This window comes from Labilithrix sp. (genome assembly GCA_019637155.1).
Classification (GTDB): Bacteria; Myxococcota_A; Polyangia; order Polyangiales; family Polyangiaceae; genus Labilithrix.
In genome coordinates, this window is the sequence record JAHBWE010000002.1 from 328,156 (window position 1) to 342,226 (window position 14,071).

The following is a 14,071-nucleotide window of genomic DNA, read 5'->3' on the forward strand; positions in this document are numbered from 1 at the left end:
TTACCGTTGTCCCTCCTCTTGTGTACGACCGCTTCGGCCGTCGCGTGCGTGCACGACGACAAGAGGCCCACGGGCTCGAACCTCACCGCCGAGTCGCGCGCCTTCGTCCCGCCGCCGGCCCCGATCCAGTACGTCGTCGGCGATCCCGGCGGCGCGCGCTCGAGCACGATCGTCATCCCGCTCAACGGCGGCGCGCAGGGCATGGTCGTCGACAAGCGGCGCGTCATCGTCTCCCGCGGCGAGCCCCGCGTCGCGGCCGACGCTCCGACCGAGTCGATCTCCGGCGCGGTGAAGCTGCCGTCGCGCTTCGGCGGCGGCTTCCTCTTCTGGACCGAGAACACGATCTACCGATCGGACGCGTTCGACTCCGCGCTCGTGCCGGTCGCGCGCACGCCGGACAGCATCCAGTCGATCTCGTTCGGCCCCAAGGCGGTGATGGTCCGCACGAACGAGGGCGCGCGCTGGGGCATCGGCCTGCCGAAGGGGGAGCGCGTCCCGCTCTTGCCGCTCGGCGTCGTCGACGTGGTCGCGCTCGACGAGGGGCGCGCGCTCGGCTTCGACGATCAGGGCTCGGTCTTCACGAGCATCGACGGCGGCGAGCACTGGAACGACGCGACCGCGCAGGTGAAGGCGACGCCGACGCGCGTCTTCATCTTCGAAGAGGAGCTCTGGCTCGAGGACAACAACGGGAACGCGATGCGCCTCGAGCCGGACGGCCACCTCTCGTGGTTCGATCACGTCCCCGAGCCTCCGGAGGCGGAGCGGCCCCGCGATCCGCGCTGGCACAGCGCGGAGTCGCCGGTGCGCGTCGCGGTCCGCTCCGGCGTCGCGATCGACGACTCGACCGCGCTCGTCCTCGACTCCGGCGATCTGTTCCGCGTCGACGTGCGCACGGGCGACATCGTCTCCGTCCTCGGCGGCAAGCTCCCGCCCGACGCGATGTGCCAGGGCATGCCCGTCGCGGGCGACGTGCTCTTCGCGTGCATTCCGCGCGGCGGCGGCAGCGCGTTCGTGGTCTCGCACACGCTCGGCGGCTCCGATCCGATCATCGAGCAGACGTTCGCCTCGGGCTCGCCGTTCTACGGGTCGGACGACGGCGGCCTCGCGTACGGATCGACGTGCTCGTCGGTCTCCGCGACGCCGGGGAGCCCTCCCCCGAACGCGCTCCCGACCGCGTGCGTGCGCCTCCCCACCGGCCAGTGGGAGGAGCGCGACGTCTCGAACCTCTCCCTCGACGCCGGCGCAGGACCCGGCGACGTGACGGTCGCCCGCTGGCTGCCGCGCGCCGACGGCCGCGTCGTCGCGCTGATCTCCGATCCCAACCCAGGCCTCTTCGATCCGGTGAGCGGCGTGCTCGTCGCGCTCGGCGACGAGATCAAGAGCGCCGCCCGCGGCAGCGTCGGCTACAGCTACCCGCGCTACTCGTACCGCGGCCGCTCCCGGTACAGCGGCCGCTACGGCCCCAGCGGTGGAATGACCGGCATCATCGACGGCAGCTGGTCGTACGTCGGCCAGAACATCCGCGCCGCCGCGGCGCACGGCGAGACGTACGAGATCTCCGAGGACGGGAAGGTGAAGACCTCGGCCTACGACCTCGAGTCCGTCTTCTACTTCGCGATGGGGATCGGGCGCTCGAAGGACGGACGCCTCTACCAGACGAGCGATCACGGCATGACGTGGACCGAGGTCGCCGCGCCGCCGAGCGGTGCGGAGTCGATCGATCTCCTCACCTGCACGACGGTCGGCTGCGATCTCGGCGCGTTCTACCGCATCGGCTGGTCCGCGCGTCCGCCGCGTCCGGTCACGCCCGCCGTCCCGGCGCCGCCTGCGCCGGCGGTGCGTCGGGTGCGCGGGCTCGAGCTCTCGTGCCGCTCGAGCGGCGCGGTCGTCTCGAAGCTCTCTCCGCGGACCGAGATGTCGCCGGAGGACCTCGGCCTCGGCGCCGCGCGCGTCCCCGCCCCCGACGAGAAGCACGACTGGATGTACGTGCGCATGGGCCTCGGCCGCACGATCGCGACGCCGTGGAGCGGGCCGTTCGGCGGCGACGGCGACGGGGGCGAGTCGATCGCCGGGCTCCGCATGATGCTCACCGGCTTCTCGGCGATCAAAGACGACAACGATCAGGTCATCGCCTCGGGTCCGGTGCGGAACATCAACCTGCTCCGCCGCGGCGCGCCCTACGTCGCGCCGTTCGATCCGCTCGGCCGCGTGGTGCGCGCGAGCATCCCGATGAGCGAGGTGATCGCCGCCGGCCGCCGCGCGGGGGTCCCGCTCGACGAGCTCTTCATGGAGGACCCGACCCAGTCGGGCAACCCGATCCCGCTCACGCCGCTCGATCCCAACGCGGTCGGCGACCTCGCGCTCCACGACACGTCGCAGGGCTTGCTCTCGATCTTCCGCGGCGAGCGCGTGCGCGTCGCGGTCCGTCCGTCGCAGGGCAACAACCCGGTCACGTTCTCGGGCGTCGTCCTCCCCAACGACGAGGCGGCGTTCATCGAGGCCGAGATGGGCGGTCCGGCGCGCGTCTACAAGGTCGGTCCCGGCGGCGTCATCGATCTCTTCAACGTGCCGCAGCAAGAGATGCTGCACGGCCCGAACCCCGACGCGCTCGCGATCGACGCGAAGGGCAACCTCAGCGTGATCCGCACGCCGAGCGGGAGCGATCCGGCGTCGGCCCTCGACTCCGCGTACGTCGTCACGCCGGGCAGCCCCTTCGCGCCGCTCGCGCCGTGGTCGACGGTGAAATTCGCCGACGATCCGGCCTGCAAGAGCGAGCAGGGTGGATACCGCACGACGCTGCAGGTGATCGGTCCGTGGATCCGCATCACGACGCCGGACCTGAAGGTCGAGGAGGCGCCGATGATCGCGCGCGTGCGCTGGACCGACAAGCGCGTGTGCCTCGAGGGCTTCGAGGTGAAGATGCCGCCGGCCGACGTCCGCATCTCGGCGTACGGCAGCCCGCAGACGTTCTCGATCGGCACGTGGCTCGTGGCGAAGGGCAGCACCTTCGCCCGCGTCGGCGTCGGCGAAGGCGTCGAGTGGCGCCAGCCGATGGAGTGCACCGTCGTCTCGACGGGGCCGTGATGCGCTCCGCGCTCGCGATCGTCTTTGGCCTCGGCCTCGGCCTGGTGGCGTGCGCGGCGCCGGCGACGCCGGTCGAGCCGGTGGCGCCTTCGACGCCGCCGGAGGCGCCGAGCAGCGAGCCGCCCGCGGCGGAGGAGGTCGTGTCGACCACGCGCAAGCGCACGCGGACGAGCAAGGCGGTGCCGCCGGAGCGCGACGGGACGAAGCCGAAGAACGGGCGAACGCTGAACCCTCGCGACGCGATGGGCCGCACCGTGTTCGTGCGCGCCGACGATCACTGCTTCGTCGAGGTGAAGGAGGGCACCGAGCTCGTCGACTGCCCACCCGAGACGAACGATCCGGCGTACGACCACTGCACCGCGCAGCTCGTCCTCGAGGAGGGCACCTCCAAGTGCTACTGCGTAACAGGCGCAGGCACACACCGAATGCCGCGACCGACCACTTGCCCGAAGGGGTTGTGACGCCGGCTTCAACGCCGGGGCTTCGCCCCGACACCCCACCCCCGACACGGCCCTCGCGCTGCGCGCTCGGGGCGCTTCGCGCCCGCATTCGCGGCCGCTTCTGGGGCCCCGGCACGCAGACACGACGCTTGCGACGCTCGGAATCGTCGTGGCGTTTGTAACGATCGGGGGGTGAGCGCATTGAAGAGGGGATGACGATGCGGCGATGGTGGAGCGGGGCGGGGAAGGTTGCGGCGCTCGGGGGCGCGTTGGTTGGGGCGGCGGGGGCGGGGCGCGCGGTGGGGGTTGCGTCGGCGCCGCCGCGCGTCGTGTTCGCGGCGGCGCCGCCGGTGACGACGTGTGCGGTGCCGCTGCGCGAGCAGCCGCTCGAGACCGAGACTGACGTCGCGCCGGCGCCGAAGCCGCGTCCTGCGCCGGTGCCGAAAGTGAAGGCGCCGCGCAAGATCGCGATCGCTCCGAACGGCAACCGGGCGGTGCGGACGCCCGCCGATGAGGACCTGCCCGCGTGGGTCCCGATCCGCGGGAGGCTCACGGTCGTGGAGTCCTCCGACCTCGCGGAGAACCTCGGCCTCCTGCCGATCGGATGGGCGAAGGCGCACCCCGACGAGATCGCGTCGGTCGCGGCGCTGCTCGAGGCCGAGCGGGCGGCGCGGGCCGCTGCCGCGCCGCCGCCTTCGAGTGGCCCCACGACGTGGACCTATGTCCCGGGCGAGGTCTTCGTCGGGCTGTGACGCGTGCGTCAGTGGTTCATCGCGTTGATGACGCCGAGCAGGATCGAGAGGATGAGGCCGACGACGGCGCCGACGATCGCCATCGTCATCGAGCTCTTCGCCTTCGCGGCTGCGCCGGCGAGGTCGCCCGTCTTCTTCATGTTGCCGGCCTGAACGGCGAAGACGATGCCGACGATGCAGATGATCGAGCCGATGCAGCCGCCGCTGCAGAAGATGAACGCGACGATGTTGAGGATGAGCGGGAGTGTCGTGTTCACCTCGCCGCCCGCGCCCGGCATCATCGGACCGCCCGGCGGAGGGAAGCCGCCCGGGGGACCGAAGCCGCCGCCCGGAGGAGCGCCGAAGCCGCCGCCCGGAGGCGCACCGCCCGGAGGTCCGCCGTAGCCCGGAGGCCCGCCGCCCGGCGGACCGCCATAGCCGCCGCCGCCCGGAGGACCACCACCCGGCGGACCGCCGTAACCGCCGCCGCCCGGAGGCGGACCGCCCGGAGGTCCGCCGTAACCGCCACCACCCGGAGGACCGCCGTAACCTCCTCCGCCCGGGGGCGGGTAGCCGCCGCCCGGAGGCCCGTATCCGCCCGCGGCTTGAAGGTTTCCGTTTGCGCTCGTCGGGTCCGTCATCATCATGGGTCAAGAATCGCAGAGCCCGCGGGCGATGCCAATTCGGAAAACGGGCCACGAAATTGGTAGGTGAGGGAGCGACGAGGGCGGATGGGACGGTCGCGCTTCCGCGCGCCCCCGAGCCGCCGCGCGCCCCGGAGCCGCCGCCGCGCGCGGTCCGGCTGCGGCGGGCGGGCGGCGCCGCGCTGGTCTGCGCCGCGCTCTTCGCCGTCCTTTACGCGGGCGCGCTGCCGTGCATGTTCGCGCGGCTCACGCACCAGCCTTGCCCCGGCTGCGGATCGACGCGCGCGGTGCTCGCCCTCCTCCACGGCGATCTCCACGGCGTCCTCACGAACAACCCGTTCGGGCCGGCGGTCGCGCTCCTCGTCGGCGCGCTCGCGGCGCAGTGTTTCGTGTCGATCCTGCGCTGGGGCGATCTCCGCGAGGCGGTGACGGGACGGGCGGGCGCGGTCATGAAGCGCCTCTTCATCGCGCTCTTCGTCCTCGAGGTCGCGCTCTGGATCGCGCGGTTCTTCGGCATGTTCGGCGGTCCGGTCCCGGTGTGAGCTGATAGGCTCCAGCCGTGGCGAAGATCTGTCCGCGTTGCTCGGAGCTGCTCCCCGACGACGCCGTCTTCTGCCCGTTCGACGGCACCGCGGTCGAGGCGCAGGCCGACAAGTTCCTCGGCAAGACGATCGCCGCTCGCTACCGCCTCGTGCGCAAGCTCGGGTCCGGCGGCATGTCGATGGTGTACCTCGCGCGCCACGAGCTCATCTCGCGCCTCTCCGCGCTGAAGATCATGCGGCCCGAGCTCTCGCGCGTTCCCGAGCATCGCGAGCGGTTCTTGCGCGAGGCGCGCGCGGTCAACCGCATCAATCACGAGAACATCGTCGAAATTACCGATGTCGGCGAATCCGACGGAGCCGCGTATCTCGTGATGGAGTACGTCGAGGGCGAGTCCCTCCTCGCGCAGATCCAGCAGGGGCCGATGCGCTGGGAGCGCGCGGTGCTCATCGCGATCCAGGTCGCGAGCGCGCTCGCGCGGACGCATCAGATGGGCATCATCCATCGCGACCTCAAGCCCGAGAACATCCTCCTCGTCCCGCGGAAGCCGGGCGCGATCGAGGGCGCGGGCGCGGCGACGGAGCGCGTGAAGCTCATCGACTTCGGCATCGCGAAGATGACGGGCGAGGCGACGCTCACGATGAACGAGCAGCTCTTCGGGACGCCGGGGTACATCGCGCCGGAGTACGTGAGCGGCCTCGCGATCGACGGACGCGCCGACATCTATTCGCTCGGCGTCGTCCTCTACGAGATGGTCACGGGGGAGCTCCCGTTCGAGGGGAAGGGGCAGTCCGATCTCCTCCTGAAGCCGCTCACGACCTCGCCGATCCCGCCGAGCCAGCGCATCGGCGGCCTCCCGGGCGAGCTCGAGGCGCTCCTCATGAAGTGCCTGAAGCGCGAGCCGAACGAGCGCTTCCACGACGCGTTCGCGCTCCACGACGCGCTCGTCGCGATCATCAAGCACGAGACGGAGAAGGGCTCGATCGCGCCCCCGCCGCCGGAGACGCTCGACGAGCCGCCGGTCGGCGCCGCCGCCGCGAGCGTCGCGCCGCGACGGGGCCGCGAGGCGAGCGAGACCGTCGTCGACCTCGGCAGCTCGCCGGAGCTCGCGGTCGCGCGCGAGACCGCGGCCGTCGACAAGATGGTGACGAACGAGATGAGCGCGCGCTGGAGCGACGCGCTCGGCGAGCTCGAGAAGCTGGTCGCGGCGGCGGAGGCGAAGGGCGGCGACTTCGCGGCGACGGCGCGGCGGGCGAACGACCTCGCGATCGTCGCGAGCGAGATGATCCCGCGCATCGAGCGCGCGACGAAGGTCGTCGCCTCGCGCCAGGCGAAGGTGGACGAGCTCGAGGCGATCGGGCGCGCGTTCCGCGCCGAGCTCGGCAACGCGATCGACGTCCTCGTCCATGATCGCTCGCGCGAGCGCGCACACCTCGATCAGCTCCGCGCGCGTCGCGCCGCGCTCGAGAGCGTCCTCGACGAGACGATCATCCGCGGCACCGCGGGCCCGCCGTCGCTCGGGAGCGAGGACCCGCGGCCGTTCGAGGTCGAGGCGCTGCACGCGGCGGAGGGGCGCGCGGAGGCGACGGTGAAGGACCTCACGTTCCAGATCGAGGCGCTGCAGAAGCAGCTCGACGAGCGCAACGAGGCGCACGAGCGCGCGCTCGTTCAAGCGACGGGCACGCTCGAAGGCTCACTCTCGGCGTTCCGCCACCTCACGAACGAGATCGCCCGCACGATCGACGACGGCATCGACATGCTGAAGGGCATCAGCGGCTGAGGCGACGCGCGTCAGCCGCGGCCGAGGAGGCCGCCGAGCTCGCGGACGGGGCGCGGCTCCACGTCGGTGTCGCGGAGGAAGCGGAGGTTCACGATGTTGATCGCGACGTGCGCGAGGATCGGGCCGACCAGGCTGCCGGTCACGAGGAAGAGCGCGCCGAAGAGGAGGCCCATGATCGCCGCCCACGCCGTCCAGAACCATCCCGCGCGGCCGCGGAGCTGATGCAGCGCGCCGAACGCGACTGACGAGAGGGCGAGCCCCAAGAGCGGAGTGAGGAGGCCGCGGAAGAAGAGCTCCTCCGCGACGCCGCTCGCGAGGCCGACGACGAAGATCGTGCCGTCGCCCGCGTCGCGGACGACCGGGCGGAGATCGGAGTGGAGCGACTTCGCCCAGCCCCAGCGGCCGACGAAGAGCCGCGTCGCGCGGACGGTCCCCACCGCGAGGGCGCCCCCGCCCGCCGCGCTGAGGACGTGGCGCGACCAGAGCGGCAGGATCGAGAGCCAGGCCTCCGTCTCGATCGGGCTATTGTCCCGCACGAAGGCGATCCCCAGCGTCAGCAGGCTGAGCGCGCCGTAGACCAGGAGTGCGGACGGCGCCGGCCCCCGCCGCACGCCCATGTGCACGTGACCGCGAGGCCGAGCTCGTCCGGAGTGCGGGATCGCGCGGGCAGCCATCGCCCGGGCTTCTTGGCATGGCCGGGCGCCTAAAGCAACGAGCCAGAGAACGAGCCAGAGAACGAGCCAGAGAACGAGCCAGAGAACGAGCCAGAGGTGACGAGAGGAGAGGAATTGTTCGCGCGAAGACGCGGAGAGCCTGTTACATTGCTCGGTCGACACGCGCACATGACGATGACGAACGAAGAGCGACCGCGTGTTCTGATCGTCGACGACGAGAAATTCATTCGCGACATCCTCGCGGACTTCCTCGGAATGGAAGGCTACGTCGTCCGCACGGCGGAGGACGGGCAGGCCGCCCTCTCCGAGCTGACGCACGCCCACTACGACCTCGTCATCAGCGACCTGAAGATGCCGCGGATGGGCGGCATCGAGCTCCTCGAGCAGATCGGGAGCGCGGCGCCGAACGCCCTCACCGTCATCATGACCGGCTTCGGCACGGTCGAGACCGCGATCGACGCGATGAAGCGCGGCGCGTACGACTACATCCTCAAGCCGTTCAAGGTCGAGGAGGTCATCCACGTCGTCCAGCGCGGGCTCGAGAAGCAGCGGCTCGCGGCGGAGAACCTCCGCCTCAAGGAGGCGCTCTCGCTCTACAAGGTGAGCGAGGCGATCGCGGCCTCGCTCTCGCTCGAGGAGGTCCTCGCCACCGTCGGCGACGCGGCGATCCACGAGATCCACGGCGACCTCGCGTCGACGTGGCTCGACAACGGCGAGGGCGGCTACTTCGAGCGCCAGCGCCTCTGCCCGCCGAAGCACCTCCGCACCGGCGCGATGAAGGACCTGCGCGACACGCAGCCGGGCACGCCGGCGGGCACGAGCACGGGCCTCTCGCTCGGCGCCTTCAACCCGCAGGCGTTCGTCTCCCACTTCGCGCAGGACTCGACCCTCCTCGAGCACGGGCGCGACAACGTGATGCGCTTCTTCGTGACGGAGCCGGAGCTCCCGATCGAGTCGCTCATCGCGGTGCCGCTCAAGATGCAGACGCGGCTCCTCGGCTGGATCACCGCCGCGAGCTTCACGAAGGGCAAGCGCTTCGACGAAGGCCAGCGCAAGCTCCTCTCGCTCGTCGGCTCGCGCGCGGCGGCGGCGATCGAGAACGCGCGCCTCTACGAGGACCTCCGCGCCACCTTCCAGCAGACGATCGAGGGCCTCGCGCAGGCGATCGACAAGATGGACCGCTACACCGCGGGCCACTCCGAGCGCGTCGCGACGTACGCGATGTACCTCGCGATGCGCCTCGGCCTCCCGCCCGATCAGGTCGAGATCGTCCGCCAGAGCGCGCTGATGCACGACATTGGCAAGCTCGGCTGCGTCTTGAACCTCAACAAGCCGGGCAAGCTCTCGCAGGACGAGTACGAGGCGTTCAAGAAGCACCCCGGCTACGGGCGCGACATCCTCGAGCCGATCAAGTTCCTCCACCCGCTCATCCCGGGCGTGCACCTCCATCACGAGCGCTGGGACGGCCGTGGCTATCCCCTTGGCCTGAAGGGCAATGACGTGCCCTTGATGGCACGCATCATCGCGATCGCCGACACCTACGACGCGATGACGAGCGACCGCGCCTACCGCCGCGCGCTCCCGCACGAGGTCGCGGTCACCGAGATCGAGCGCTGCTCCGGCACGCAGTTCGACCCCGACGTCGCGAACGTCTTCAACGAGGGCCTCGACCAGTACCGCGAGAGCGAGGTCGCGAAGGGGAACAGCGTCCCGGAGTAGCTTGCCCTTCGCGGCAGGCGACCTAAAGTCTCTCGTCGAGGCCACGTCCTCACCCCGCAGCGGGGCGCCAAGTCCGGGACGGCCCGGCTCTTCCGAAGGAGAGCCGCCATGGCCTGGTTCCTGTTGATCGTCGCTGGTTTGCTCGAGGTGGTGTGGGCCTACGGGCTCAAGCGATGGGGCTTCTCCGTCCTCACGCTCGCGGCGATGGGGGCGAGCATCCTGCTCCTGTCACGCGCGATGAAGACGATCCCGCTCGGCACCGCGTACACGTGCTGGACCGGGATCGGCGCGGTCGGCGCGCTGGTCGTCGGCGTGGTGGCGCTGGGCGAGTCGGCGACCGCGAGCCGCATCGTCGCGGCGCTCCTCATCCTCACCGGGCTCGTGCTGATGAAGTGACGAACGATTGTGCATCACCTGCAGCCGCCCGGGCGGCGCGTCGTCGGCGATCTGGCGATCGATGTCTTCTTTCGAGCGCGTTCCCGGTCGGAGCGAACGGATGACCTCGAAGATGTCGCGCCTAGGGACCGGCTTGGCTTCCTTCGGCTCGATGGGGCGCAGGACCACCTCGACCTCGCCCGTGACCTCATCGACGGCTTCGTCGAGGTCGATGCGGCGCGGTCCGCTCAGCCGTCCGCGCACGATGATGGCTCGCTGCATGATGCTTCAGCGTAGCCCGGCGGGCTACCTTTCAACATGTGGTCGCCTTCTCGAAGGCTGGTGCACACGCTACTCCGCGAGCCACTGCTTCGCGAGCTGGTTGAGCTTCACGTGCGCCTCGAACACGCCGAGGGTGCTGTTGCGGGTGAGGTTCGAGAGATCGCTGCAGTGGCTGCCGAGCGCGACGACGTGGGTCGTGACGCCGGCGGGCGCGTTCGCTTGCTCGTTGTACGAGAGCGCGGACCACGGATCGTTCTGGCCGTTCACGAAGAAGAGGTTCGTGACCTCGCCGTTCGCGATCGGAGCGAGGTACGTCGCGCGCGTCTCCTCGATCTTCGGCAGCTCGCGTGCGAACGCCCGGCACCGTGTGCGCGCGCGCTCGACCGTGACGAGCTCCGACATGATCGACTCCTGCCGGTCCGGGTTCGGGACGGTGAAGAACCCGACCTCCGTGCACGTCTGGTAGAACCACGTGCCGCCCCGGTAGAGCGGATCGTTCGGGTCGGGCTGCTCGGCCGCGTTCGTCGACGACGCGTCCTGGCTGCCGGGTCCGGTCGACGCCGTCGCCTCGGCGGGGATCGCGGGCGCGGCCGGCGGCGTGTCGGTCTCCTCTTCGACGAGCGGCGGGCGGATGAAGCCGACGAGGCCCTCGAGCGGCGCGTCGGCGTACTGCGCGAGGGCGGAGCAGAGACCGAGCGTCCAGCCGGATTGGACCGCGCCCATCGCGCGGACGCTGAGGCCTTGGAGCACGTCCGCCTTCATGCCCGCGAGCGTCGCGGCGTTGGCGTCTTGCGGGAACGAGATCGGGCGCCCGTAGACGCGGAGGCTCAGCGGCTCCCACTGCGCGGGGTCTTCCATCGCCTCCGCGACCGCCGCGAGCGCGCTGCGGAAGCGGCCGGCGCACTCGGCTCCGAGCGCGCGCGAAGTGATCTGATCGTAGCCGCTGAAGGACTCGACGACGTCGATCGGCGCCGACGACGCCCACGCGCCGACGACGAGCTCGGGGTGCTTCTCGCGGTAGAACGCGGCGAGCATGCCGGGGTACGAGCCGCCGACCGCGATCCACTTGCCGGCGAGGCCGAGCTCGGTCTTCGCGAACGCCTCGAACGCGGCCGCGTCCTCGAGCGCGTTGTGGATCGTGAGGTGCTTCATCTGCGAGACCGTCGGCTCCGCGAACGGGAGGCTCTTGCCGTAGTAGCGATGCTCGAGCGCCACCGTCGCGGCCTTCAGTGTCTTCGCGACGTCTGCGAGCTGCGTCATGTGGCTCGGCGTGCACTCCGACTCGCCGCAGAACATGAAGATGACGGGCGCGTCGGGCCCGCTCGCGAACTGGGTCGAGTACCAGTAGCGCTGCTTGAACGTCCCGAGCGCCTCGCCGCCTTCGGCGTGATCGATCGCCTGATCGAAGGTGCCCGCCGCGACGTCCGTCATCCGGATCGGCAGCTCCGCGAGCGTGAGGTCGGACTCGGACGCGAGCGCGGCTTCTTGTTCCGCTCCGGTGCTGCAGCCGGCGGCGAAGAGGGGAGCGAGGACGAAGGCGATTCCAAGCGAGCGCAAGTTCATGCGGAGCGTTCTTGCACACGGGCTCGATCGAGCAACCAACGCCCGCGTTTTGCGCGATCCGCGCATGAAATCGAGGAAAAATTGGATGAGCGCCGATCCACGGATCGGGCCCGCGCCCCTTTCTTTCGCGCGACCCGCGCGCTAACGGAGCGCCATGCTCGAAGACCGCCTCCGCGAGTGCCTCACGTTCGACGACGTCCTCCTCGTCCCCGCGTACAGCGAGGTGCTGCCGAAGGACGTCGACGTCCGCACGCGGCTCTGTCGGGGCGTCGATCTGAACATCCCGCTCGTCAGCGCGGCGATGGACTCCGTCACCGAGGCGCGCGCCGCGATCACGATGGCGCGCGAGGGCGGCATCGGCATCCTGCACAAGAACCTCCCGCCCGCGGAGCAGGCGCGCGAGGTCGAGAAGGTGAAGCGCGCCGAGAGCGGCATGGTCCTCGGCCCGATCACGGTGCGCCCGAGCCAGTCGCTCCGCGAGGCGCTCGCGACGATGCACGAGCACGACGTCACCGGCCTCCCCGTCGTCGAGGGCGACAAGCCGGTCGGCATCCTCACCGCGCGCGACGTCCGCTTCGAGACGCGGCTCGATCAGCCCGTGAGCGCGCTGATGACGAAGGAGCTCGTCACGGTCGCGCCGAACGTCGGCAACGACGAGGCGCGCGCGCTCCTCCACAAGAACCGGATCGAGAAGCTCCTCGTCGTCGAGAACGGCAAGCTCATCGGCCTCATCACGATCAAGGACATCCTCCAGGCCGACCGCAACCCGCTCGCGGCGAAGGACACGAAGGGCCGTCTCCGCGTCGGCGCCGCGATCGGCCCGGGCGCCGATCGTGACGAGCGCGTGGCCGCCCTCGTCGCCGCCGGCGTCGACGTCATCGTCGTCGACACCGCGCACGGCCACTCGAAGGGCGTGCTCGACGCGGTCCGCGCGGTCACGAAGCGTCACCCCGAGGTGCCGGTCATCGCGGGCAACGTCGCGACCGCGGACGCGACGGAGGCGCTCATCGACGCGGGCGTGTCGGCGGTGAAGGTCGGCATCGGCCCGGGCAGCATCTGCACGACGCGCGTCGTCGCCGGCATCGGCGTCCCGCAGATCTCCGCCATCAGCGACTGCGCGCGCGTCGCCGATCGTCACGACGTCCCGATCATCGCCGACGGCGGCGTGAAGTACTCGGGCGACGTGACGAAGGCGATCGCGGCCGGCGCGTCGGCGGTGATGATCGGCTCGCTCTTCGCGGGCACCGACGAGTCGCCGGGCGATCTCGTCCTCTTCCAGGGCCGCAGCTACAAGGTGTACCGCGGCATGGGCTCGCTCGGCGCGATGAAGAAGGGCAGTAAGGACCGCTACGGCCAGGGCGGCACCGCGGACGAGAAGCTCGTGCCGGAGGGCATCGAGGGACGCGTCCCGCACCGCGGCTCGCTCGCCTCGATCCTCCACCAGCTCATCGGCGGTCTCCGCGCGGGCATGGGTTACACGGGCTCGGCGACGATCAAGCACCTCCGTACGAACGCGAAGTTCATCCGTTCGACGTCGCAAGGCCTGCGTGAGAGCCACGTCCACGACGTGATCATCACGGAGGAGGCGCCGAACTACCGCACTGACGCGCGGTGACACGCCACCGCGACCGCAGATTCCCGCCGATCCGTGCTCAGGCGTGACGCGGCACGTCGACTGCAACGCTGCTCGTCACCATGAGCAATGCAAGCAATCGCAGTGAGGGCATCGCCGAGGAGCTCGGCGGCAAGATCAAGAAGACCATCGGCGCGGCCATCGGCAACGAGCAGATGGAAGCCGAGGGCAAGGCGAAGGAGCTGAAGGGCGAGGCACGCCAGGAAGCGGCGAAGACGGCCGAACGCGGCAAGGGCGTGGTCGAGGAAGTCGTAGGCGCGGTGAAGAACCGCGTCGGCGCCGCCCTCGGCAACGAACAGATGCAAGCCGAAGGCAAGGCAAAGGAGCTAAAGGGCGAGGCCCGCCAGGCCACAAACAAACCGGGCTGACGCCCCCACGCAACACGCCCGAGCGCTCGCACCGCCCCACGCGGTCCGGCGCTCGGCGCTCGCACCGCCCCACGCGCTGTGGCTCGGTGAGCGCGTGCACCGCCCCACGCGGTTCGGCGCCGGCGCGTTTCCTCGTTCGTGCGCGGTCGGTGCCGCCCCGCCTGGTGAAGTGGGAGAGCGCCGTCGTGCCTTCGAGGCGGCTTCGTCACGTGCGCGCGAGCGTGCAGTGGTCGCCCTC

At 70.7% G+C, this 14,071-nt stretch carries 13 protein-coding genes; 10 read left to right on the forward strand and 3 right to left on the reverse strand.

Features of this window, described 5'->3' with window-relative positions; all coding sequences use genetic code 11:
- Positions 1-6 precede the first annotated feature (6 nt).
- The 3 genes from KF837_05255 (at position 7) to KF837_05265 (ending at position 4,276) form a co-directional block, all read left to right on the forward strand.
- On the forward strand, positions 7-3,084 hold the full coding sequence (locus tag KF837_05255) for a hypothetical protein (GenBank protein ID MBX3226696.1): 3,078 nt from the start codon (positions 7-9) through the stop codon (positions 3,082-3,084).
- Entirely contained in the window at positions 3,081-3,545 is a 465-nt protein-coding gene (locus tag KF837_05260) for a hypothetical protein (protein MBX3226697.1), read from the forward strand. Before KF837_05255 ends, KF837_05260 begins: the two co-directional genes overlap by 4 nt.
- Before the next feature lie 197 nt (positions 3,546-3,742).
- Positions 3,743-4,276 carry a hypothetical protein gene (locus KF837_05265; protein ID MBX3226698.1) on the forward strand — a complete coding sequence of 178 codons (534 nt, stop codon included), beginning with the start codon at positions 3,743-3,745 and terminating at the stop codon, positions 4,274-4,276.
- 8 nt (positions 4,277-4,284) lie between these two features.
- On the opposite strand, the gene KF837_05270 is transcribed toward KF837_05265, so the two are convergent.
- Positions 4,285-4,902: a CD225/dispanin family protein gene (locus tag KF837_05270; protein MBX3226699.1), complete on the reverse strand. Its 618-nt coding sequence runs from the start codon at positions 4,900-4,902 to the stop codon at positions 4,285-4,287.
- Between the two features lie 56 nt (positions 4,903-4,958).
- On the opposite strand from KF837_05270, the gene KF837_05275 reads away from it, so the two are divergent.
- Together KF837_05275 and KF837_05280 are read left to right on the forward strand one after the other, a co-directional pair.
- Positions 4,959-5,441 carry a DUF2752 domain-containing protein gene (locus KF837_05275; GenBank protein ID MBX3226700.1) on the forward strand — a complete coding sequence of 161 codons (483 nt, stop codon included), beginning with the start codon at positions 4,959-4,961 and terminating at the stop codon, positions 5,439-5,441.
- Positions 5,442-5,458: 17 nt separating this feature from the next.
- Complete coding sequence (locus KF837_05280; GenBank protein ID MBX3226701.1) at positions 5,459-7,219, forward strand: protein kinase; 1,761 nt, start codon at positions 5,459-5,461, stop codon at positions 7,217-7,219.
- An 11-nt stretch (positions 7,220-7,230) separates the two neighbouring features.
- Here the strand turns inward: KF837_05280 and KF837_05285 are convergent, their stop codons facing one another.
- A complete protein-coding gene (locus tag KF837_05285; GenBank protein MBX3226702.1) occupies positions 7,231-7,893 on the reverse strand; it encodes a CPBP family intramembrane metalloprotease in 663 nt (220 codons plus the stop codon).
- 168 nt (positions 7,894-8,061) lie between these two features.
- Between KF837_05285 and KF837_05290 the strand changes: the two genes are divergently transcribed.
- From KF837_05290 to KF837_05300, 3 genes are all read left to right on the forward strand, one after another.
- Complete coding sequence (locus KF837_05290; GenBank protein ID MBX3226703.1) at positions 8,062-9,612, forward strand: response regulator; 1,551 nt, start codon at positions 8,062-8,064, stop codon at positions 9,610-9,612.
- A gap of 108 nt (positions 9,613-9,720) precedes the next feature.
- A complete protein-coding gene (locus KF837_05295; GenBank protein ID MBX3226704.1) occupies positions 9,721-10,008 on the forward strand; it encodes a QacE family quaternary ammonium compound efflux SMR transporter in 288 nt (95 codons plus the stop codon).
- 9 nt (positions 10,009-10,017) lie between these two features.
- Positions 10,018-10,284, forward strand: a complete 267-nt coding sequence (locus KF837_05300; GenBank protein ID MBX3226705.1) for a hypothetical protein — start codon at positions 10,018-10,020, stop codon at positions 10,282-10,284.
- Positions 10,285-10,338: 54 nt separating this feature from the next.
- Here KF837_05300 and KF837_05305 read toward each other — a convergent pair whose 3' ends face one another.
- Entirely contained in the window at positions 10,339-11,832 is a 1,494-nt protein-coding gene (locus KF837_05305; GenBank protein MBX3226706.1) for a hypothetical protein, read from the reverse strand.
- Between the two features lie 154 nt (positions 11,833-11,986).
- Between KF837_05305 and guaB the strand changes: the two genes are divergently transcribed.
- Both guaB and KF837_05315 read left to right on the forward strand, forming a co-directional pair.
- A complete protein-coding gene (gene guaB, locus KF837_05310; protein MBX3226707.1) occupies positions 11,987-13,447 on the forward strand; it encodes an IMP dehydrogenase in 1,461 nt (486 codons plus the stop codon).
- Between the two features lie 80 nt (positions 13,448-13,527).
- Positions 13,528-13,833, forward strand: coding sequence for a CsbD family protein (locus KF837_05315; GenBank protein ID MBX3226708.1), 306 nt, complete (start codon positions 13,528-13,530; stop codon positions 13,831-13,833).
- Positions 13,834-14,071 lie beyond the last annotated feature (238 nt).

What these genes read in the sequence shown, in the direction of transcription:
- KF837_05265 (MBX3226698.1), top strand. Translation starts at nt 3,743, where the DNA reads ATGCGGCGATGGTGGAGCGGGGCGGGGAAGGTTGCGGCGCTCGGGGGC.
- KF837_05270 (MBX3226699.1), bottom strand. Translation starts at nt 4,902, where the DNA reads ATGATGATGACGGACCCGACGAGCGCAAACGGAAACCTTCAAGCCGCG.
- KF837_05285 (MBX3226702.1), bottom strand. Translation starts at nt 7,893, where the DNA reads ATGGCTGCCCGCGCGATCCCGCACTCCGGACGAGCTCGGCCTCGCGGT.
- KF837_05290 (MBX3226703.1), top strand. Translation starts at nt 8,062, where the DNA reads ATGACGATGACGAACGAAGAGCGACCGCGTGTTCTGATCGTCGACGAC.
- KF837_05295 (MBX3226704.1), top strand. Translation starts at nt 9,721, where the DNA reads ATGGCCTGGTTCCTGTTGATCGTCGCTGGTTTGCTCGAGGTGGTGTGG.
- KF837_05305 (MBX3226706.1), bottom strand. Translation starts at nt 11,832, where the DNA reads ATGAACTTGCGCTCGCTTGGAATCGCCTTCGTCCTCGCTCCCCTCTTC.
- guaB (MBX3226707.1), top strand. Translation starts at nt 11,987, where the DNA reads ATGCTCGAAGACCGCCTCCGCGAGTGCCTCACGTTCGACGACGTCCTC.
- KF837_05315 (MBX3226708.1), top strand. Translation starts at nt 13,528, where the DNA reads ATGAGCAATGCAAGCAATCGCAGTGAGGGCATCGCCGAGGAGCTCGGC.